This is a genomic window from Pseudocitrobacter sp. 2023LY-00077, assembly GCF_055796175.1.
Map to the genome: position 1 here is coordinate 49,847 of NZ_JBSPEI010000004.1, position 20,935 is coordinate 70,781.

Genomic DNA, 20,935 nt, shown 5'->3' on the forward strand with positions numbered 1-20,935 from the left:
TAACTTATATCAGGATGAGGCGTTCTGGCTAACCTCGACGCAGAGCGCCCGTATCCACTGATGCGCAGGGTCACGATGGTTACGTTCGTGCCAGGCCATACTTTTGGTGAAGCCGGGTACGTCCAGCGGTGGCGGCATAATGGTCAAATGTTCATGCTGTAGGGCAAGACGGCGGGGCACGACGGCAATCATATCCGTCATCCGTAAAATTTCCGGCAATACAAGGAAGCTGTTTACGGACATGCCGACATGCCGTGTGCGGCCAAGCGCTGCCAGCGCCTCGTCAGTCACGCCCCAGAAACCGCCTTCTGAGGAAACGAGAATGTGGTCCTGCGCGCAAAACTGGTCGAGACTGAGTGTGCCCGAGACGGCGACAGGATGATCGGCGCGCAGCATGCAAACGTACTCCTCCTCATACAGCGCACGCCCGTGAAGATCGCCGGGTGTCGTTGCAGGCGTGACCAGCGCCAGGTCAACATCGCCACGCTCCAGCAGGGAAAACAGACGTTCATCATCAACCGGACGCACGGCGACACGAATACCCGGTGCGCGTTTTTTTAGCGCACTCATTAGCGGCACTATCACCGCTTTTAACGCGTAATCGGTGGCCATAATCGAGCAGGTCATTTCGGCGCTCAACGGGTCGAAATGGGCGGGCTTCAGCAGGATAGAGATATCGGTCAGGATCTGCTTCACCGGCGCGGCAAGCTCGCGGGCCCGTGCCGTGGGCACCATGCCACGCTGTGCGCGAACAAACAGCGGATCGCCAAAATAGTCGCGTAAGCGCGTCAGCATGCCGCTGACGGCGGGTTGCGTCAGCGAAAGCCGCTGGGCGGCGCGGGTGACGCTGCCTTCGTCAATCAATGCGTCGAGCGCCTTCAGGAGGTTGAGATCCAGCGATCTGATATCATTATTCATAATGTAAGCGTCACGATGCGATAAGAATAGTTATGGAATGCTAGCGTCTGGGCGGGGTGGTGTCTATGCAGCGGCGAAGCAAATCGGGCGACGAGGTGTCGCCCGAGGGATCAGAGGTGTTCCAGAAACTCAGAAACATTGTGGGCCATAGTATCAATGCCCGATTCTACGCGCCGATAGTAGGTCCATTTTCCGACCTTACTGGCCTCCAGCAAGCCCGCTTCCTGCATCGCCTTCAGGCACAGGGAGGTGGCGGGCTGCGAGAGCCCGGCTTTGTCCTGAATCAGACTGGCGCAGACACCATAGACATCATAGTCATAAAGTTGGCTGTACTCGGCGAATGACTCGTGCGGGTTTTTCAGCCATTTCAGAATGGCAACGCGCGTGGGATTCGACAGTAACTTCATGGCGTTTTCAGGTGTCATGCGACCTCATTACTCTGTTTATGAATAAACCGGGTAATCAGTATACCCGTTACTGCCGCCGCCATACATGGATGATTCATCCACCGCATTCAGCGGGAAGCCGTTTTTCAGACGCGCCGGAAGGTCCGGGTTGGCGATAAACGGGCGACCAAAACCAAACATATCGCCCCAGTGGTTTGCCAGCATGCGCTGCGCTTTTTCTGCCGTGTAGCGGCCCGCATACATAATCGGATTGCGGAATGCGACGCGCAGCGCGGCGCGGAAATCTTCCGGCAGGTCCGGGCTGTTGTTCCAGTCTGCTTCGGCAATGGAGAGATAACCCACACCGGCATCGTTAAGCAGGCGGGCAGCGGTGGTCCAGGTTTCATGCGGGTCCGATTCGACCAGGCCGAGATAGACTCTGTCTTCGTCGGTGGTGGTGAACAGCGGTGAGAAACGCACGCCGACGCGCTGGCTGCCAAACACATCACTCACCGCATCGGTGACTTCCTTTAAAAAGCGCAGGCGGTTTGTCAGGTTGCCGCCGTATTCGTCCGTACGCTGGTTGGTGTGTTCAGAAATAAACTGATTGATGAGATACCCGTTCGCCGCATGCAGTTCCACGCCGTCGAAGCCGGCACGTTTAGCGTTAATAGCGGCCTGTCGGTAGAGCTCGACCAGTTCTTTGACCTCTGCCGTACTCAGCTCACGCGGCTGGCTCGGGGCGGTCAGCATGCCTTCACCGGGCGCGGTTTCGATAAAAACACGCACGTTCGTGGCGGCAATGGCCGACGGTGCCACTGGCGGCTGTTGATTCGGCTGAAGCGAGGTGTGTGAAACACGCCCGACGTGCCACAGCTGGCAGAAAATCACACCGCCTTGCTGATGGACGGCATCCGTCACTTTTTTCCAGCCTGCAACCTGGGCATCACTGTGAATGCCCGGCGTCCAGGCGTAGCCCTGGCCACGGGGTTCAATCTGCGTGCCTTCGGTGATCAGCAGCCCGGCGCTGGCGCGTTGGCGATAATACTCAACCATCAGCGGGCCTGGCACATTCCCCGGTTGTTCGCTGCGACAGCGAGTCAGCGGCGGCAGGATCACGCGGTTGCGTAAGGTCAGGCCGCCCAGGGAGAGTGGGCTAAAGAGAGTGTCGTTTTTCATAATCAAGCATTCTTCTGCTACAAAAGGTGTGGGTTATTATATTTATAAATTTAAATGTGTAAATGCAAATTGCAATTTTAAGGTGACGATTTCTGCGCTGATTACTGGCATAGTGAGGAAAAATAAGCCGAGCAGACAACTGGTTACTGATTAAAATCTGAGAAAGAGGTGAAAGATGAAAGTTGCCCACATTGCACTTTGGACGCGACAGCTTGAGGCTCAGGCTCGCTTCTGGGTTGATTTCTTTGAGGGATCAATCAACGAAAAGTACTGCAGCAAAACCAATCCCGGCTTTGAATCTTACTTTGTTAAGATTGGTGAGGATGTGGCTATTGAGCTGATGACCAAACCAGGATTAAGTGCACGCGAGCCGGATAACAACACCAGCGGTTGGGTGCATCTGGCGATTGCCGTCGGCGCGAAGACCAAAGTCGATGCCCTGGCGCAGAAAGCACAAACGCAGGGGATGTTAGTCTCCCCTCCGCGTACCACCGGGGACGGTTACTATGAAGCAGTGATTAAAGATCCCGATGGTAATTTAATTGAGATTGTTGAGTAAACGTTATTTCGGCATTTAAGAATGATTCCCTGATGTCATTTCTCACACCATCAGGGAATATTCTGTGAATTATTACGTATCCTGTATGATGGCTACGCAGTGATTGCCCTGTATTTATTTTTTGATAGGATAATTCCATATAAAAATAATTGTTTGAGATATTGAGCGCCCGTGCTGATTGTGGCTTACTATGATAAAACAATAATAGCCAATGACGGAGGGTCTTATGTTCTTTAATAAGAAAATACCATTGCTCGGTTTTTTCGTGTTATCAACCTCTGCATTGGCGAGTAATTCTTATGTACCTGTTTTATATAATCTTTCATTGTTATATGGATTTACGCCTATTAGCGGCCCGGTCAAAGAATTAAGCGTCGCTATTGAGAGCGAAAAAGGGCAGGCGATATATGAACTGGAAGCGACGCTAAGTCAAAATGGATGCCTTGATAGTCTGCAATTTAATGATAAACGAAAGCGATCGGAATTGATTCTCAGGCGCGATGGGCGAACGCTCAAAGGAATTAAAGACTGGTCAATTATTACTATGTCATTAGATGAAAAATGTAATATTGTGTCAAAAACAGAAAATGGCGGTCTGGAAGAATACAATACCGCGAATAATGGTCTACTGATGTCGACCCGTTTTATGGGCAATAAAGTCTCTGAATATCTGTATGATGAACGCGGCAACGTCAATATGACGAAGTTCTACTCCTCACGCGGGGTAACGGCCTCGAACGTAGTGATGTACAGTGACCCGGAGCATAAGCCGCTGGATTACACGCTGATCAACTCCTCACGCTATTCAGAAAACTATGCCACCAACAGCGTCTGTCAGTACGATGAACGCGGTACGCCGAGAGAGTGTGATTTGACCATTACCTGGGAAGATAAGCCGGGCAAAAAGCCGCTCAGGTTGAAAGTGTATACGCAAGCGACGTTTTATTGAGACAAACACAAAAAAGCCAGGCGGATGCCTGGCTTCGTCATGTCGGCCTGATAAGCGAAGCAAATCAGGCTTTTTTACGCGATTAACGCTGCGAACACCCTGAGCACTGTTTGTTCTGGATCTGCTGGAAGAAATCATTCCCTTTATCATCCACCAGGATAAAGGCCGGGAAGTTCTCCACTTCGATTTTCCAGATGGCTTCCATACCCAGTTCAGGATACGCCACGCATTCCAGACTCTTAATGCTGTCCTGCGCCAGAATCGCCGCCGGGCCGCCGATGCTGCCGAGGTAGAAACCGCCGTGCTGTTTACAGGCATCGGTGACCTGCTGGCTGCGGTTACCCTTCGCCAGCATTACCATGCTTGCGCCGTGCGACTGCAACAGATCCACGTAGCTGTCCATACGACCTGCGGTGGTTGGGCCGAGAGATCCAGAAGCATATCCTTCCGGTGTTTTAGCCGGGCCAGCATAGTAGATTGGGTGATCTTTCACATACTGCGGCAGCTTTTCACCGTTATCAATCAGCTCTTTCAGTTTGGCGTGCGCGATATCACGGGCAACGATAATCGTCCCGTTCAGCGACAGGCGGGTAGATACCGGATGTGCTGAAAGCTGTGCCAGAATTTCACTCATCGGCTGGTTCAGATTGATAGCAATGGCACTGCCTTCACCCTGCTGACGCAGTGCTTCCGGGATGTACTGCGCCGGATTGTGCTCCATCTTCTCGATCCAGATACCGTCGCGGTTGATCTTCGCTTTGATATTACGGTCCGCCGAGCAGGAAACGCCCATGCCGACCGGGCAGGATGCGCCGTGACGAGGCAGACGGATCACGCGGATATCGTGAGCGAAATATTTGCCGCCGAACTGTGCGCCGAGGCCCAGGTTCTGCGCTTCCTGTAACAGTTCTTGCTCCAGCTTAACGTCACGGAACGCCTGACCGTGTTCGTTGCCTTCGGTTGGCAGGCTGTCATAGTAGCGGGTTGACGCCAGTTTTACGGTTTTCAGCGTGCTCTCAGCGGATGTACCGCCAATCACGAATGCGATGTGGTAAGGAGGGCAGGCCGCCGTACCCAGCGTACGCATTTTCTCAACCAGATAGTTTTTCAGTTTCGCCGGGGTGATCAGCGCCTTAGTTTCCTGATAGAGATAGGTTTTGTTCGCTGAACCGCCGCCTTTGGCGACGCACAGGAACTTATACTCGTCGCCATCAACGCTGTAGAGATCAATCTGCGCAGGCAGGTTGGTTTTGGTGTTCACCTCGTTGTACATATCCAGCGGGGCGTTCTGTGAGTAGCGCAGGTTATCTTCGGTGTAAGTGTTGTAAACACCGCGCGCCAGAGCGGCTTCATCGCCGCCGCCGGTCCACACACGCTGGCCTTTTTTACCCATGATGATGGCAGTACCGGTATCCTGGCAGGTCGGCAGCACGCCTTTGGCCGCGATTTCCGAGTTGCGCAGGAATTGCAGTGCGACGTATTTGTCGTTTTCGCTGGCTTCCGGGTCGTTCAGGATGGCGGCAACCTGTTTCTGGTGAGAAGGGCGCAGCATGAAAGAGGCGTCATGGAAAGCCTGCTGTGCCAGCAGCGTCAGCGCTTCTGGTTCAACTTTGAGAATTTCCTGGCCTTCAAATTCGGCAACGGAAACATGCTCGCGGCTCAGCAGATAGTATTCGGTGTCATCTTTGCCAAGCGGGAAGGGGTTCTGGTAAACAAAAGGTTTATTCGACATAGCTATTGCTCCATAAAATAAAACCGCCGGACGTTACCCTCCGGCGGTTGAGAATCAGAACATCATGGACATCCACGGGTAACCAATCAGCAGCAGGGCCGCCAGGAAGATGGCACCGAAGATGGTGCCTAACCGCCAGTAGTCTTTGGTCGGCAGGTAGCCGCTCCCGTAGTAAATCGGGCTTGGGCCAGTACCGTACGGGGTGATGATCCCCATGATACCCAGTGATGTCACCATCAGCAGGACGAACACTTCCATATTCATGCCTGGGATAGTGGCGGCGATGGTCAGCATCGCGGGCAGCAGCGCCGTGGTGTGTGCGGTGGTGCTGGCAAACAGGTAGTGCAGCAGGTAGAACGCCAGCAGCAGAACAACGGTTGCCACACCCGGAGAGATGCCGCTCATCAGCAGGCCGCCTTCTTTACCCAACCAGCTGATAAAGCCAGTAGAGGAGAGGCCGTCAGCCAGCGCAACCAACGTTGCGAACCATACAAAGGTGTTCCATGCGGCTTTGTTGCCGGTGATATCGTTCCACTCCAGCACGCCGGTCCACAGCATCAGGCCGACGATTAACAGGGCCGCCATTGCCGGTTCAATCCACGCCGCAGCGAAGATCCACATCAGCAGCGCACAGCACACGAAGACCAGCAGCAGAATTTCGTTACGTGACAGTTTGCCCAGTTTTTCCAGTTCACGGCTCGCCCACAGCGGCACTTCGTCGTTCACTTTCACTTCCGGCGGATAGAACCAGTAAGCCAGCAGCGGCATGGTCAGAATCAGCAGGATACCCAGCGGCAGGAAGGCGATGAACCAGGTGCCCCAGGAGATGGTGATACCGAGAATACTTTTCACCAGCGCCAGCGCCAGCAGGTTTGGTGCCAGTGCGGAAAGGAACATAGAACTGGTGATACATGCGGCGGTAATTGCCACCCACATCAGGTAAGAACCAATTTTACGCGCGCTCGGGTCGTTCGGTTTAGAACCGTACAGCGGCGGCAGGTTGGCGATAATCGGGTAGATTGTCCCGCCGCTACGCGCGGTGTTGGACGGGGTGAACGGTGCCAGCAGCAGGTCTGCAAAGGTAATAGCATAACCGAGCGTCAGGCTGCGACGACCCAGATATTTCACCAGAATCAGCGCCAGGCGGCGACCGAAGCGAGTTTTGTCATAACCGGCGGCAAACATAAAGGCACCGAAAATCAGCCAAACGGTTGAGTTACCGAAGCCGCTTACCGCCCATTTGAAGGACGCGCCTGCCAGCTTGAATTTCGGATCGGCCAGCTGTTCCGGGCTGAAGAGCACCCACTGGCTGCATAATGCGATGGCGACGACGCCCGTCAGACCGATGACCGCACCCGGCAGGGGTTCGAAAATCAGGCCGACAATTACGCCGACAAAGATAGCGAAGTAGTGCCAGGCATACGGCGGCAGCCCTTCAGGAACCGGCACAAACAGCAGCAGCACGGCGACGATAATCGGCAGTGCCATCATCATCAGACGGTTTTTCTTTCCGTCTTTTGGCTTGCTCGCCACGGGGGGCGTTACGGCGGTTTTCTCATTCATAGTTTTGCGTCTTAAGTTGTTAGTAATTCGGTTATGCCAGAAATGACTTTTTGCTTTCTTTAGTTTTTTTACTTTATTTAATTATTAAAGGCGGCTTTTTGTATTACTGGCATGGAAATTTAGCGCTATTTCGTTAGCGATAAATCAGGAATTCTTTATATTTATTTAATGCTCTTTTAAAGAATAAGGCAATTGATCTCGATCAAAAAAACAGGACGATAACGCGCTTTTTATTATTTTTGAATAACCCTGTTGGACTATAAGGGTATTGGTCGCTAATGACTCGCGAGATCGCGTGTATCTTAAATATAGAACATAAGTTTTCGTTTGTCTAAGATATTGATTTTAATTGGTTGTTTTGGGTTTCGTTGAGGGTTGAACTGCGCCTTAAGAGGTAGCGTAAAAGTAATAATAATTTAAATAATTGTGAACAAATTATTTTTTAATTAATAACACTATGGGGGTATTGGTGTTATAGCGGTACTTAATTAGTTTTATAACTAACGTAATTACTTTCGTAGCTAAAAATACCATTATATTAGTAGCATCAATATCGGCAAGAAAAAATAACTCAAATACACACCGATTCAGAATTCGCAGATTTCAATTTTTAAAGTTTGGAGTTTTATATGATGAACACAAACCATCGCATACTTGAGTCATTCACCTTACCGAACGGGACTGAAATTAAAAACCGTTTGTTCATGGCCCCGATGACCACATGTTCGGGGTATTACGACGGTTCAGTCAGCAGCGAGCTGATTGAGTACTATCGCGCCCGTTCTGGCAGCATCGGTACCATCATCGTTGAGTGCTGCTTTGTTGACGATCTCGGCCTCGCCTTCCCAGGCGCGCTGGGTATCGACAACGACGACAAAATCGCTGGCCTGGCGAAAATTGCCGAAGCGATCAAATCTAAAGGTTCTAAAGCGCTGCTGCAGATCTACCACGGCGGCCGTATGGTCGATCCGAAGTTGATTGGCGGCCGTACGCCGGTAGGCCCAAGCGCCGTAGCTGCACCGCGTGACGGAGCCGCAACCCCGGTCGCCCTGACCACGGAAGAAGTGTATGGCATGGTCGGTAAATTCGGCGATGCGGTACGTCGTGCAATCCAGGCCGGTTTCGACGGCGTGGAAATTCATGGCGCCAACACCTATCTGATTCAACAATTCTACTCGCCGAACTCCAACCAGCGTGACGATGAGTGGGGCGGTAGCCGCGACAATCGCGCAAAATTCCCGCTGGCAGTACTGGATATCACCCATAAAATGGTGCGCCAGTATGCTGATGACGCGTTCATTATCGGTTATCGCTTCTCACCGGAAGAGATGGAAGTCCCCGGTATCCGTTTTGACGACACCATGTATCTGCTGGAAAAACTGGCGGAGCGCGGCGTCGATTACCTGCACTTCTCCGTAGGCGCTACGCTGCGTCCTTCTATCGTCGAGACCAACGATCCGACGCCGCTGATTCAAAAATATGTCGCCATGCGTTCTGAAACGCTCGCGCAAATCCCGGTAATGGGCGTGGGCGGCGTAGTGAACGAAGCGGATGTCGATACCGCGCTGGATAACGGTTATGACCTGGTCGCCGTGGGACGCGCCTGCATCGCCTATCCGGACTGGACTGACCGCATTGCGCGTAATGAAGCGCCGGAACTGTTCATCGACAGCACCCAGCGTGAAGCCTTATGCATCCCGGAACCGCTGTGGCGTTTCTTCCTGGTTGAAGCGATGATCCGCGACATGAGCATGGGCGAGTCCAAATTCAAAGCGGGTACCTTTGTGGAAACCGTGATGGACGACACCAATGAACTGGTTATCAACGTCAGCCTGGATACGGACCGTATCGCCGATATCGAACTGGCGAGCGCGCCGGATCAAAGCGTGGAATTCACCACCAGTTTTGAAGAGATTCGTACCCGTATTCTCGATGCGAACACCCCGCACGTTGATGCTATTTCTGGCGCAACCAGTCAGAGTGAAGCAGTGAAAAAAGCCGTCTCTAAAGCGATGCTGAAATCGAGCAAAGCGCTGGTGGCAGAAGAGGGCGGTAACGTCGAAGAAGCGAAAAGCTACGACGTTGTGGTTGTGGGTAGCGGCGGTGCGGGTCTGGCTGCGGCGATTCAGGCGCACGACGAAGGCGCAAGCGTGCTGATTGTCGAAAAAATGCCAACCATTGGTGGGAATACCATCAAAGCCTCTGCCGGGATGAACGCGGCGGAAACTCGCTTCCAGCGTGTGAAAGGGATTCAGGACAGCAAAGAGCTGTTCTACCAGGAAACCCTGAAAGGCGGGAAAAACAAAAACAACCCGGAACTGCTGCGTCGCTTTGTCGAAAACGCACCAGAAGCCATCGAATGGCTGGCGACGCGCGGCATTATGCTGAACGACATCACCACTACCGGCGGGATGAGCATCGACCGTACCCACCGTCCACGTGACGGGTCGGCGGTTGGCGGCTATCTGATCAGTGGCCTGGTGCGTAACGTCAACAAACGCAATATTGATGTGATGCTCGATACTTCCGTCGTGGATATCGTGATGGATGGCGGCGAAGTTTCCGCAGTTCGTCTGCTGACCGAAGAGAAAGAGGCGCTTACCGTCGCAACCAAAAGCATTATCGTGGCGACCGGTGGCTTCAGCGCCAACAGCGCGATGGTGGTGAAATACCGTCCGGATCTGGCGGGCTTCGTCACCACCAACCATAAAGGCGCAACCGGTGGCGGTATCTCGCTTCTGGAAAACATTGGTGCTGGCACGGTGGATATGGGCGAAATTCAGATTCACCCGACCGTTGAGCAGAAAACATCGTACCTGATTTCCGAATCTATCCGCGGCGGCGGGGCGATTCTGGTCAATCAACAGGGCAACCGCTTCTTCAATGAAATGGAAACCCGCGACAAAGTCTCCGCGCAAATCATCGCGCTGCCGGAAAAATATGCCTACATCGTGTTTGATGAGCATGTTCGGGCGAAAAACAAAGCCGCTGATGAGTACATTGGCCGTGGCTTTGTCACCAGCGCCAGCTCACCGCGCGACCTGGCGAAAAAACTGGGGCTTAATGAAGACGCTTTCCTGGCAACACTGGAACGCTATAACGGTTTTGTTGAAAAACAGCACGATGATGACTTCGGTCGTACGACCGCGCTGCGTGCGCCAATCAACGAAGGCCCGTTCCACGCGATTCAGATTGCGCCAGGTGTGCACCACACCATGGGCGGCGTGACCATCAATACCGATACCTGCGTGCTGGATAAAGCGCACAAGGTGATCGCCGGGGCGTACGCCGCAGGCGAAGTGGTTGGCGGCATCCACGGTGGCAACCGTATCGGCGGTAACGCTGTCGCCGATATCATTATCTTTGGTACACTCGCCGGTCATCAGGCCGCAATGCGCGCAAAACGCAGCTAGCAGCCCATGAAACCCCGGTAGCCCAGGCTACCGGGTTCTCTTTTGCGAAAGGAGGCTGTAATGTCAGATGATGCACGCGTGTACAGTTATTCCGCGGTCCTGATGGGCTCGCCCATTCTGCTTAAACTCTTCGAACACAACGAATCGCTCGCCTCCCGCGTTTTTCACCTCATCAAGCAATACGAAGATCTCCTCACCGTTAACCGCGCGCAATCGCAGGTCATGGACATCAATCACGCCGCAGGATTAAACCCCGTCAGCGTCAGCCGCCCGGTTTATGAACTTATTAAATGCGCCAAAGCCGCAAGCCTTGTACGTGGTGGCGCGTTTAATCTGGCGATTGGCCCGCTGGTGAAACGCTGGAAAATCGGTTTTAAGGGCGATAGTGTGCCGCCTGCTGAAGATATCGCGCAGTTGCTGGCGCTGACCGATCCACATAATGTGGTGCTGGATGATGCCCAAAGCAGCGTATTTTTGACGAATACCGGTATGGAAATCGATCTGGGTGCGATTGCAAAAGGTTACATCGCTGACCGCGTGCGCGACTATTTGCGCCAGCAGGGCGTGACGCTGGGGCTGATTAATCTTGGCGGGAATGTGCAGACGCTGGGCTCGCCGGAAGGCGGTTGGTCGATTGGCCTGAAAAAGCCCTTTGCGCAAGACAATGCGTTGCTCGGGGCCATTGAGGTGGTGAACAAGTCGGTGGTGACCTCTGGCGTCTACGAGCGCTTTTTCGAGTTGGATGGACGCCGCTATCACCATATTCTTGACCCGCGCACCGGGTATCCGCTGGATAACGAGCTCGACAGCGTCACCATTATCGCCAGCGAATCGCTCGACTGTGATCTCTGGACCACGCTGATTTACGGAATGGGCGTTGAGAAGGGCACAGAGGCGCTGCGTAGCCGCCCGGATAGTGAAGCGATATTTGTCACCAAACAGCGGGAGATCATTCTCTCATCGGCCAGACATTACCGGTTTACGCTGCTTGATGACGACTACCGGCTTACTGTGCGTACTGCTTAAGCAGGCCGTACTGTTCCGGCAGCAGGTGATAGCGATACACCGGGCGTCCGGTTGCGCCGTAGTGAATGCTGGTAAACAAAATATTAATCTGCGCCAGCCAAATCAGGTATTTACGGCATGATACGCGCGAGATATTCACCGCGTTCGCCAGGTCGTCGGTGGAGAACTCGCTTTCCGGATGCGCGTCAATCCACTGGCAAATCGTGCGCAGCGTCTGCGGCGTTAAGCCCTTCGGCAGACGTTTGGTGTCAGCCAGTTCCGGCGCGCCGCCGTGCAGCAGGCGATCGACATCGGCCTGTTCGTAATACTTATGGTTACCCATCAGCTGTTTTTTCTCACGCCAGCCGGTTAACGCCTCTTCAAAGCGCGGGAACTGGAACGGTTTGATCAGGTAATCCACCACACCATAATGCATCGACGTTTGAATAGTTTCCGCATCTGAAGCGGAAGAGATCATGATAACGTCGATGGCCCGGCCCGATGCGCGAATGATCGGCAGCAGATCCAGCCCATTATCCTGTTGCATATAAACATCCAGCAGCACCAGGTCGATGGGCTGCACACTCTCTTCAATAAATTCGCGAGCCTGGCTGAGGGTTGACGCGATACCACAGCAGCTAAACCCCTCAACCCGTTCGATATAGAGACGGTTCAGGTCGGCCACCATGGCATCATCATCAACAATTAACACATTAATCACTCGGCATTCCTCTCGCTGTCCCAGGGGATTTGTACAAAAAATTGCGTAAAGACGCCCGGCTCTGATTCCACGGCGATGCTGCCGCCGAGGTTTTCAGTTTGTTGCCGGGCCAGAAAGAGCCCGACGCCGCGATTCTCGCCTTTCGTCGAAAAACCTTTGGTAAAAATAGCATCAATTTTATCCGGGGCGATGCCAGGCCCATCATCACTGACTTCACTGGAGAGCCAGCCATTTTGATAGTGCAGCAGCAGGCTTATCTCGCCTTCCGGCTGGCCGGACATGGCGTCCAGCGCATTTTCAATCAGGTTGCCCAGCACGGTGACCAGTACCGCCACCTGTTGCTCGTTGGCATTGTCCGGCACGCGCGACTCCTCTGCCAGCGTCAGCGTAAACCCGGCCTCTTTTGCGCGATTGATTTTGCCGAGCAGGAACCCGGCAACAATCGGTGATTTAATTTTATGCTGAATTTCGCCGATATCGGTCTGATAATTTTGCGCGGTTTGCAGGATGTACTCTTCCAGCTTGTCATAGCGCTTGATGTGCAAAAGCCCGAGGATCACGTGCAGTTTATTCATAAACTCGTGAGACTGGGCGCGCAGGGCATCGACATAGTTAACCATACCATCCATGCGTTGCATCAACTGGCTGACCTCGGTTTTATCGCGGAAGGTGCAAATCGCACCAATCACGCGGTTCTGGCTGCGGACAGGCACGGTGTTGGTGAGTAACAGACGCCCATTGCAGCCCACTTCTTGATCCGGGATCGCGACTCCGGTTGACAAAACCTGTTGCAGGTTTCCCTGCAACGGTGCGTGTGGCGGTTCTCCAGGCTGGCGATTGTTGGCGGAGAGCAGAATTTGCCGCGCGGTATGGTTAATCAGCGTAACGTTCCCGAGGCTATCGACGGCGATCACGCCTTCTTTAAGCGATTGCAGCATCGCCTGACGCTGTTCAAACAGCGTAGAAATTTCGTAGGGCTCAAGGCCGAAAAGAATATTTTTCAGTACCCGAACCAGCACCCAGGTCCCGAAGCTGCCGATGATGGCGCTAAAGAGCACGAACCAGATGGCGTTCCAGCGGCTGGCGTTGATTTGCGCCTGAACATCGTTCATCGAGATGCCAACAATCACCACGCCAATTTGCCGACGCTGAGCGTCATATATCGGCGTAAAGACGCGCAATGCCTCTTCCAGTACGCCGTGGTTCACTGAAACATTTTCCTGGCCGAGCAGGGCGGGCTGTAAATCTTCTCCGATAAAGCGCTGGCCGACGCGGCGGGGATCAGGGTGCGAATAACGAATGCCATGCATATCGGTCACCACTGCATAAAGCAGATGATTACGTTGTTCCACGGCGGTTGAAATCGGTTGAATAATATCGCTGTAAGAAGGCGAAGTGAGGCCGCGTTTGATCTCCGGCGAATCGGCGAGGGTGCGCGCGATAGCAAAGGCGGTATCCTGCAACCCCGTGCGCGTGGCTTTGGCGATTTGCGCAAGATAAAAGGTGTAGATAACCAGCAGGACGGCACCGATGACACCGCAGACCATCAGGGTGACCAGCGTACTGAGCTTCATCGGACGTTTTGGCGCGCGTTGAGGCTGCTGTAAATCGTGCATCGGGATCCCTGTCGTCAATAATAAACACGCATTATCGCTGATAAGCCTGATTTCTTAAAGCAGTGTAACCCTTACCAAATCAAACGTCTCTTTGTGACGCCACTCGCAGGCTATCCATATGAAACACTTTATATTGAGAGGCAACTCATAATAAGGAGGCAGTTTATGAGCATTAAGCTTACCGATGCAGTCATGGAACGACGCAGTACTGTTACCGCCGATATCGACAGATTGTCCACTGAGGACATGCTTAACGTTATCAATCAGGAAGATAAACGTATTGCCGATGCCATCACGCCTTGTCTGGATGAAATTACCCGTTTAGTGGATCAAGCTGCGGCGGCGTTAAGCCGCGGTGGGCGTTTAGTGATAGTCGGCGCAGGCGCGTCGGGGCGTGCCGGGATGTTGGCCGCCAGTGAGTTTACCCCGCAGGGCCACGGCCCGGTTGTCGGGCTTATCGCCGGTGGGCCGCAGGCGATGCTGAATGAAAAAAGCGAAGCCGCGTACGATTACGATCGTGGAGCGCTGGATCTTCAGGCCATCGGCTTTAATGATAAAGATATGCTACTGGGCCTGACCGTCGGCGGAAAAACGCCGTGGGTCTGGGGCGCACTGCGTCACGCCTGGTCGCTGGGCGCGCCGGTAGCGGTGCTCACGCGCAATCCGCAAAGCGAAGCCGCCCATCTGGCGTCGTTGGTTATCGCGCCACAAACCGGGGCGGAAGTGGTGGCAGGCTATGGTAATCCGAAAGCCAATGCCGCACAGAAGCTGATCCTGAATATGCTGACCACCGGGCTTGCGATTCGCAGCGGTCGGGTTTACAGCAATTTGCGCGTGGATCTCGACGGGGATACTACCCAGTGGTGCGAACGTCAGATTGCGATTGTGATGGAAGCGGGAAGTTGTTCACGCGCCGTGGCGAAAGCGGCCCTGGAACGCTGCGATCATCATTGTAAAACCGCAATTCTGATGGTGCTCACAGGAATGGAAGCACAGGATGCGAATGCCCTGCTGGCGCAGAACAATGGTTTTGTGCGAGTGGCGTTGCAGGAAGCGCCGTAAGGTTTCTGGATTGATAAACGAACAAAGCCCGCAATGCGGGCTTTATAATATGTAGGGATTAGAACTGATAGGTCAGGCCAACACCCACAACGTCATCGGTAGAGATACCGTTGTCGTGGTAGAATTTCACGTCGTTATCCAACATGTTGATTTTGTAATCAACATAAGTGGACATGTTTTTATTAAAGTAATAGGTTGTAGCTACGGAGATATAGTTCACCAGCGTTTTATCGGTGTATTCGGTGACATTGTGACGACCATTATAACCACCTAAGTCTTTACCCTTAGAATAAACCCAGGCTAAAGAAGGACGCAGACCGAAGTCGAATTGATACTGCGCAACCGCTTCAAAGTTTTGGGTTTTGTTGGCGATACCGTCATCACCATAAGGGGTCATATTACGTGTTTCAGCATACATTAACGCTAAGTAAGCGCCATTTGTACCTGAAGCAGCACCATCATATTTCATACCGATGGTCCAAGCTTCTGCCTCATCCCCGCCCGCGTATTTGCTATAACGGTTGTGAATAGTGCCAGCAGCGACTTGATCGTTGGTACGGTCAGAGGAAGAATATGCCGCACCTACGCTCAGACCTTCCAGTACATCGCCAAAGTCATAGGTTGTAGAAATACCAAAGCCATCACCGTTGTCCAGTCGGAAATCATCACCATCGTGGCGGTTTTTAGTGCCTTCATTCTGGCCGTCATCAGTGCCACCACTTTCGTTATTGCCTTGATACTGCAGTGCGAAATTCAAACCTTCTACCTGACCGAAGAAGTCAGTGTTTCTATAGGTCGCCACGCCGTTGGCACGGCCTGTCATAAAGTTATCTGTCCAGGTATAGGAGTCACCGCCGAATACCGGCAACATATCGGTCCAGGCTTCAACGTCGTAAACGACACCGTAGTTACGGCCATAATCAAATGAACCCGCATCTGCATACTTCAGGCCAGCGAAGGCAAGTTTCATGTAACCATTACCGCCAGCAGATTCAGTATCATTAGCGATCATTTTACCCAGCGCCTGTCCATAACCAGTCAGCTCTGGAGTAATCTGAGTCTCACCTTTGAATCCCAGTTCTACGATAGATTCATCACCGTCATCACCCGGATTGTCAGAGAAAGTATGACGTGCATCGACTTTCCCATAGATATCCAGTTTGTTCCCGTCTTTGTTATAGATTTCTGCCGCATTTGCTGCACCAGCCACTAATAATGCCGGGACAATAATTGCCAATACTTTTCTTTTCATTATTTATTTCCTTTAAATAATAATGGTTATGAATGCTTTTAGATAAATCAGCATTACAGCGGCGATATTAGCCATAGAGTTCATTTTGTTTTACGTCAAAGATGTAACCATTCTATATTAAATATTGCAAAATATTTCTTTAATTGTTTATTTGTATGCATTGAATTAAATATATATGTGTTGTGAATTCATATGATTGATTTAATTGTGTTTTATGTATGAAAATCTCTTAGTGCATTCAATGCTTATATATGATTTAACGGCGGGGAGGGGGAGAGAAAAATCAAAAAAAAAGCCCGATTAAAAACTCATCGGGCCTGCTATAGATGAAAAAATATTAACGAGTGCAGTGTAAAACAACAAAAGGCTAATAACAGACTTATAGTTGCATGAACAGAATGAAAAATAAAGTCTGGAAACGGATCGTTAAATATCAAAAAAATGAATGTATGCATCGAAAGCATATAGTGAAATTATGTTCATCAATAAGATCATAAAACCATGACGCGGGACCTGTTATGGATTGTGCATCACCTCACAAAATTGCCGAAGATCAAACGATCGGCATTTTGCCCTCAGGCAGGACCGACCAGTACTACTCAGCGTGAAAAGAGTCGCTATAATGTGACGGCAATCACATTTGTCCCTTAAGTGGAATTGCGGCAACAACGATTTTCCTCGCTAAATGAGAGTGTTATATGGAAGAAACAATGACGCGTGGCCCTGGCGGTAAGCTGGCGTTATGGGTTTTTTATGCGTTCTGCGGCTATTTTGTCTGGGCGATGGTGCGTTACTTTTGGGTTATTAGCGAGGTAGAAACCATTCCTGGCGCGACGCTGGATGGCGAAATCGCCTCAACCTCCGGCAAACTGCTTGGTGCGCTTGCGGGGTTTATCGTGCTCGGCATTGTCGGGTTGATCCTCGGCGGCATCGCCTGGTATACCCGTCCTCGTCAGATTCAGGAATGATGCGCTAAGCGAATTTTGTTATTCTCGCGGCCTGGAAACGGATTAAGGCCGCAAAGCATGACAATCGATGCCTGGCAGCAGCGTTTCGAACGCTGGTTCGCACAACATTACCCCGGTGGCGATGCCGCCCACGATATTTCCCATTTCCGCCGTGTCTGGCACAGCGCCAGACACATCGCCGCCGACGAGCCGGTCAACTTACTGGTGCTGCTCACGGCCTGCTATTTTCACGACATTATCAGCCCGCCCAAAAATCATCCCGATCGTTCTCGCGCTTCGCGGTTATCCGCCGAACGAACGCAGGTCATTCTGCGTCAGGATTTCCCTGATTTCCCGGACGATCTCTTTCCCGCGCTGGCGCACGCCATTGAGGCCCACAGTTTCAGTGCGCAGATAACGCCACGGACCCTGGAAGCGAAAGTTGTGCAGGATGCCGATCGTCTTGAAGCGTTGGGCGCCATCGGTCTCGCGCGCGTCTTTGCCGTGTCGGGCGCCCTGAACACGCCGTTGTTTGATGCGGACGATCCTTTTGCTGACTCTCGCCCATTAGACGATAAACGTTGGGCGCTGGATCACTTTCAAACCAAGCTGTTACGGTTGCCGCAAACCATGCAAACGCCCAGAGGGCGCAAGCTTGCGCAACATAATGCGGATTATCTGGTGCAGTTTATGGCGAAACTGAGCGCTGAGCTGAGCGGCGACCCGCAGGGTCTGGATGAGGCGGTGGTGCGCCGATTTGCGCCGTCGGAATGAATTTCCTGCTGCAAAGTATGGTAATCTCACGCTTATTTGTCTGGTCTGGTTGAATCTATGCAACAGAGTGAGTCACTGAGTGCGGCCCCGCATCGGGCGGTTGAAACCGATGCCCAGGCACTGCTTGAACAGGTGCTGGAAATATACGATCTCAAAACCATCGTGGCGCAGCTGAATGCGGTGGGCGAGCAGCACTGGAGCCCGGCCATCGTTAAACGGGTGGTGACGCTGGCGCGTGCCAATACGCGGTTGAGTGATAATGAAGTTGCACAGCTGACGGCTTTATTGCCCAAACCTCCCGCACATCATCCAGATTACGCATTTCGTTTTGTCGATCTGTTTGCCGGTATCGGCGGCATTCGCCACGGGTTTGAAGCCATCGGTGGAAAGTGTGTGTTTACCAGTGAATGGAACAAACACGCGGTGCGTACCTATAAAGCTAACTGGTTCTGCGATCCGCACGAGCATCAGTTCAACGCCGACATCCGTGACATCACCTTAAGTCATCACACTGATGTGAGCGATAGCGAAGCTCAGGCGCATATTCGGCAACACATTCCCCAGCACGATGTTTTGCTCGCGGGCTTCCCGTGCCAGCCGTTTTCCCTGGCGGGCGTATCCAAGAAAAATGCGCTGGGCCGTGCGCACGGTTTTGCCTGCGATACGCAGGGCACACTGTTTTTTGATGTGGTGCGCATCATCGACGCGCGCCGTCCGCCTGTCTTTGTGCTGGAGAACGTCAAAAACCTCAAAAGCCACGACGGCGGTAAAACCTTCCGCATCATTATGCAAACCCTGGATGAACTGGGGTACGAAGTCTCTGATGCGGCTGATATGGGCGCAGATGACCCGAAAATTATCGACGGGCAGCACTTTTTACCGCAGCATCGCGAGCGTATCGTGCTGGTGGGTTTCCGACGCGATCTTGGTCTGCACAAAGGATTTACCCTGCGCGATATTCCGGATTACTACCCGGCACGGCGGCCAGAGTTTGGCGAACTGCTGGACCCGACAGTGGATGAAAAATTCATTCTGACCCCCGTACTGTGGAAATATCTCTACCGCTACGCGCGTAAGCATCAGGCAAAAGGTAACGGTTTTGGTTACGGCATGGTTGACCCGACCCGTCCCGGCAGCGTGGCGCGTACGCTTTCTGCACGCTATTACAAAGACGGCGCGGAGATCCTCATCGATCGCGGATGGAATAAAGCGCTGGGTGAGAAAGATTTCGACGATCCGCAAAACCAGAAGCATCGCCCGCGCCGCTTAACGCCACGGGAATGCGCGCGCCTGATGGGCTTTGAACAACCTCAGGGGTATCAGTTCCGTATCCCGGTTTCTGATACCCAGGCGTATCGCCAGTTTGGCAACTCGGTGGTGGTGCCGGTCTTTGCCGCTGTGGCGCGTCTGCTGCGTTCGCGCATTTTGCAAGCCGTTGCGATGCGAGAGAAAAATGGCGGACGTTCACGATAAAGCCACCCGCAGTAAAAACATGCGGGCGATCGGCACGCGCGACACGGCGATTGAAAAACGCGTCGCCGCGTTGCTCGCCGAGTGCGGCTTTGCCTGGACCGCGCAGGAGAAAACCCTGCCGGGGCGGCCCGACTTCGCGCTGGACGATTACCGCTGCATCATCTTTACCCATGGCTGTTTCTGGCATCATCACGACTGCTACTTGTTTAAGGTCCCCGCCACGCGTACGGAATTCTGGCTGACAAAAATCGCCAGCAATGTGGCGCGCGACAGGCGCGATGTTGCCCGGCTGCATCAGTTGGGCTGGCGGGTATTGATTATCTGGGAGTGCGCCCTGCGCGGGCGTGAAAAACTGGCTGATAACGACCTGAAGGAACGGCTGGAAGAGTGGATCTGCGGCGGCGAGGGCAGCGCGCAGATCGGCACTCAGGGGATGTCGCAACTGGCGATTACTTCTCTACCTGACACGATGTAACGCTGCTTTTCGCGCCGACCAGATACTTTCCTAATGTCACCAGCACCACGGCGGCGATAATAATCACCAGCGCCAGCCACTCGACGCCCGATAAACGCTCGCCGTTAAACCCGGTACCCAACAGTACCGCCACCACAGGGTTAACATAGGCGTAGCTGGTTGCGACCGCAGGCGACACGTTGCGGATTAAAAACATATACGCATTGATGGCGATGATGGAGCCGAACACGGCCAGATACGCCACCGCCAGAAAGCCAGAGGTATCCGGCATTGTGGTCAGACGCTCACCCGTCAACAGAGAAGCGCTCATCAGCACGATACCCGCCGCCAGCATTTCAACCGCGCCCGCCATCATACCGACGGGCAATTCGATGCGCGAACCGTAGACAGAACCAAAAGCCCAGCTCATCGAGCCAATTAAAATTAAAACCGCGCCCCAGGGGTTACCGCTGAGGTTGCCGCCGCTGTTGAGAAGAATAATCCCGGCCAGACCGATGGCGATACCCAACCACTCGAGTTTACGCGTCGCGATACCAAAAAAGCGGCTGAAGCAGAGTGTAAACAGCGGCACCGTCGCGACCATCACGGCAGCAATACCGGAAGGCACATTCTGATGTTCGGCGACGGTCACCAGGCCGTTACCCACTGAAAGCAGCAGTACGCCAATTAACGCGGCGTTCAGCAACGGACGCCATGCCGGCAGGCGATGACCGGTTAACAGTAGATAGCTCAGCAGCAAAACTCCCGCCGAAAGAAAACGCACGCCAGCCATCATTAACGGTGGCCAACTGGCAACGCCGATGCTGATGGCGAAGTAGGTCGAACCCCAGATAATGTAGAGCGCAAATAATGCACCGATAAGCGGTAACAGCTGTTTGATACGCATAATTTCTCACGGGAAAACACCAAGG

18 protein-coding genes are annotated in these 20,935 nt (G+C 52.9%); 9 read left to right on the forward strand and 9 right to left on the reverse strand.

The window, feature by feature from the left end; genetic code table 11:
• Nucleotides 1-9 precede the first annotated feature (9 nt).
• The 3 genes from ACWWFX_RS06545 to ACWWFX_RS06555 all read right to left on the reverse strand — a co-directional run bounded on the left by ACWWFX_RS06545 (nt 10) and on the right by ACWWFX_RS06555 (nt 2,483).
• The gene (locus ACWWFX_RS06545) at nt 10-918 is read right to left on the reverse strand and encodes a LysR family transcriptional regulator (protein WP_276220400.1); all 909 of its coding nucleotides are present in this window, start codon (nt 916-918) and stop codon (nt 10-12) included.
• 110 nt (nt 919-1,028) lie between these two features.
• Complete coding sequence (locus ACWWFX_RS06550) at nt 1,029-1,343, reverse strand: ArsR/SmtB family transcription factor (protein WP_015963915.1); 315 nt, start codon at nt 1,341-1,343, stop codon at nt 1,029-1,031.
• An 18-nt stretch (nt 1,344-1,361) separates the two neighbouring features.
• Entirely contained in the window at nt 1,362-2,483 is a 1,122-nt protein-coding gene (locus ACWWFX_RS06555; RefSeq protein ID WP_473223445.1) for an alkene reductase, read from the reverse strand.
• Between the two features lie 175 nt (nt 2,484-2,658).
• Between ACWWFX_RS06555 and ACWWFX_RS06560 the strand changes: the two genes are divergently transcribed.
• Both ACWWFX_RS06560 and ACWWFX_RS06565 read left to right on the forward strand, forming a co-directional pair.
• On the forward strand, nt 2,659-3,042 hold the full coding sequence (locus ACWWFX_RS06560) for a VOC family protein (protein WP_473223446.1): 384 nt from the start codon (nt 2,659-2,661) through the stop codon (nt 3,040-3,042).
• A 226-nt stretch (nt 3,043-3,268) separates the two neighbouring features.
• Nucleotides 3,269-3,991 (forward strand): YnfC family lipoprotein, encoded by a 723-nt coding sequence (locus ACWWFX_RS06565; protein WP_473223447.1) that lies wholly within the window; start codon nt 3,269-3,271, stop codon nt 3,989-3,991.
• A gap of 82 nt (nt 3,992-4,073) precedes the next feature.
• Here ACWWFX_RS06565 and fumA read toward each other — a convergent pair whose 3' ends face one another.
• Both fumA and ACWWFX_RS06575 read right to left on the reverse strand, forming a co-directional pair.
• A complete protein-coding gene (gene fumA, locus ACWWFX_RS06570; protein ID WP_473223448.1) occupies nt 4,074-5,723 on the reverse strand; it encodes a class I fumarate hydratase FumA in 1,650 nt (549 codons plus the stop codon).
• A gap of 54 nt (nt 5,724-5,777) precedes the next feature.
• The gene (locus ACWWFX_RS06575) at nt 5,778-7,286 is read right to left on the reverse strand and encodes an anion permease (RefSeq protein WP_276220396.1); all 1,509 of its coding nucleotides are present in this window, start codon (nt 7,284-7,286) and stop codon (nt 5,778-5,780) included.
• Between the two features lie 632 nt (nt 7,287-7,918).
• Between ACWWFX_RS06575 and ACWWFX_RS06580 the strand changes: the two genes are divergently transcribed.
• Complete coding sequence (locus ACWWFX_RS06580; protein ID WP_276220530.1) at nt 7,919-10,699, forward strand: flavocytochrome c; 2,781 nt, start codon at nt 7,919-7,921, stop codon at nt 10,697-10,699.
• A gap of 60 nt (nt 10,700-10,759) precedes the next feature.
• Complete coding sequence (locus tag ACWWFX_RS06585; protein ID WP_473223449.1) at nt 10,760-11,725, forward strand: FAD:protein FMN transferase; 966 nt, start codon at nt 10,760-10,762, stop codon at nt 11,723-11,725.
• Here ACWWFX_RS06585 and dcuR read toward each other — a convergent pair.
• Nucleotides 11,706-12,425, reverse strand: a complete 720-nt coding sequence (gene dcuR / locus ACWWFX_RS06590; protein WP_276220394.1) for a two-component system response regulator DcuR — start codon at nt 12,423-12,425, stop codon at nt 11,706-11,708. The two genes, ACWWFX_RS06585 and dcuR, sit on opposite strands and share 20 nt — an antisense overlap.
• Nucleotides 12,422-14,041, reverse strand: a complete 1,620-nt coding sequence (locus tag ACWWFX_RS06595) for a sensor histidine kinase (RefSeq protein ID WP_456145891.1) — start codon at nt 14,039-14,041, stop codon at nt 12,422-12,424. Before ACWWFX_RS06595 ends, dcuR begins: the two co-directional genes overlap by 4 nt.
• Before the next feature lie 165 nt (nt 14,042-14,206).
• Between ACWWFX_RS06595 and ACWWFX_RS06600 the strand changes: the two genes are divergently transcribed.
• A complete protein-coding gene (locus ACWWFX_RS06600; RefSeq protein ID WP_473223450.1) occupies nt 14,207-15,103 on the forward strand; it encodes an N-acetylmuramic acid 6-phosphate etherase in 897 nt (298 codons plus the stop codon).
• A 58-nt stretch (nt 15,104-15,161) separates the two neighbouring features.
• Here the strand turns inward: ACWWFX_RS06600 and ACWWFX_RS06605 are convergent, their stop codons facing one another.
• The gene (locus ACWWFX_RS06605) at nt 15,162-16,355 is read right to left on the reverse strand and encodes a porin (RefSeq protein WP_473223451.1); all 1,194 of its coding nucleotides are present in this window, start codon (nt 16,353-16,355) and stop codon (nt 15,162-15,164) included.
• A gap of 698 nt (nt 16,356-17,053) precedes the next feature.
• On the opposite strand from ACWWFX_RS06605, the gene drpB reads away from it, so the two are divergent.
• The 4 genes from drpB to ACWWFX_RS06625 are packed head-to-tail and all read left to right on the forward strand — an operon-like array spanning nt 17,054 to nt 20,024.
• The gene (drpB, locus tag ACWWFX_RS06610; protein WP_276220390.1) at nt 17,054-17,323 is read left to right on the forward strand and encodes a cell division protein DrpB; all 270 of its coding nucleotides are present in this window, start codon (nt 17,054-17,056) and stop codon (nt 17,321-17,323) included.
• A gap of 57 nt (nt 17,324-17,380) precedes the next feature.
• Nucleotides 17,381-18,076 (forward strand): phosphohydrolase, encoded by a 696-nt coding sequence (locus ACWWFX_RS06615; protein WP_276220389.1) that lies wholly within the window; start codon nt 17,381-17,383, stop codon nt 18,074-18,076.
• Between the two features lie 57 nt (nt 18,077-18,133).
• Entirely contained in the window at nt 18,134-19,549 is a 1,416-nt protein-coding gene (locus ACWWFX_RS06620) for a DNA cytosine methyltransferase (RefSeq protein WP_473223452.1), read from the forward strand.
• Nucleotides 19,530-20,024, forward strand: coding sequence for a very short patch repair endonuclease (locus ACWWFX_RS06625; protein ID WP_473223453.1), 495 nt, complete (start codon nt 19,530-19,532; stop codon nt 20,022-20,024). The genes ACWWFX_RS06620 and ACWWFX_RS06625 overlap by 20 nt, the downstream gene beginning before the upstream one ends.
• On the opposite strand, the gene yedA is transcribed toward ACWWFX_RS06625, so the two are convergent.
• A complete protein-coding gene (gene yedA, locus ACWWFX_RS06630; RefSeq protein WP_473223454.1) occupies nt 19,999-20,910 on the reverse strand; it encodes a drug/metabolite exporter YedA in 912 nt (303 codons plus the stop codon). The two genes, ACWWFX_RS06625 and yedA, sit on opposite strands and share 26 nt — an antisense overlap.
• Between the last annotated feature and the right edge of the window lie 25 nt (nt 20,911-20,935).

Coding starts and splice junctions, on each gene's coding strand:
- ACWWFX_RS06545 (WP_276220400.1), bottom strand. CDS start 918: ATGAATAATGATATCAGATCGCTGGATCTCAACCTCCTGAAGGCGCTC.
- ACWWFX_RS06550 (WP_015963915.1), bottom strand. CDS start 1,343: ATGACACCTGAAAACGCCATGAAGTTACTGTCGAATCCCACGCGCGTT.
- ACWWFX_RS06555 (WP_473223445.1), bottom strand. CDS start 2,483: ATGAAAAACGACACTCTCTTTAGCCCACTCTCCCTGGGCGGCCTGACC.
- ACWWFX_RS06560 (WP_473223446.1), top strand. CDS start 2,659: ATGAAAGTTGCCCACATTGCACTTTGGACGCGACAGCTTGAGGCTCAG.
- ACWWFX_RS06565 (WP_473223447.1), top strand. CDS start 3,269: ATGTTCTTTAATAAGAAAATACCATTGCTCGGTTTTTTCGTGTTATCA.
- fumA (WP_473223448.1), bottom strand. CDS start 5,723: ATGTCGAATAAACCTTTTGTTTACCAGAACCCCTTCCCGCTTGGCAAA.
- ACWWFX_RS06575 (WP_276220396.1), bottom strand. CDS start 7,286: ATGAATGAGAAAACCGCCGTAACGCCCCCCGTGGCGAGCAAGCCAAAA.
- ACWWFX_RS06580 (WP_276220530.1), top strand. CDS start 7,919: ATGAACACAAACCATCGCATACTTGAGTCATTCACCTTACCGAACGGG.
- ACWWFX_RS06585 (WP_473223449.1), top strand. CDS start 10,760: ATGTCAGATGATGCACGCGTGTACAGTTATTCCGCGGTCCTGATGGGC.
- ACWWFX_RS06595 (WP_456145891.1), bottom strand. CDS start 14,041: ATGCACGATTTACAGCAGCCTCAACGCGCGCCAAAACGTCCGATGAAG.
- ACWWFX_RS06600 (WP_473223450.1), top strand. CDS start 14,207: ATGAGCATTAAGCTTACCGATGCAGTCATGGAACGACGCAGTACTGTT.
- ACWWFX_RS06605 (WP_473223451.1), bottom strand. CDS start 16,355: ATGAAAAGAAAAGTATTGGCAATTATTGTCCCGGCATTATTAGTGGCT.
- drpB (WP_276220390.1), top strand. CDS start 17,054: ATGGAAGAAACAATGACGCGTGGCCCTGGCGGTAAGCTGGCGTTATGG.
- ACWWFX_RS06615 (WP_276220389.1), top strand. CDS start 17,381: ATGACAATCGATGCCTGGCAGCAGCGTTTCGAACGCTGGTTCGCACAA.
- ACWWFX_RS06620 (WP_473223452.1), top strand. CDS start 18,134: ATGCAACAGAGTGAGTCACTGAGTGCGGCCCCGCATCGGGCGGTTGAA.
- ACWWFX_RS06625 (WP_473223453.1), top strand. CDS start 19,530: ATGGCGGACGTTCACGATAAAGCCACCCGCAGTAAAAACATGCGGGCG.
- yedA (WP_473223454.1), bottom strand. CDS start 20,910: ATGCGTATCAAACAGCTGTTACCGCTTATCGGTGCATTATTTGCGCTC.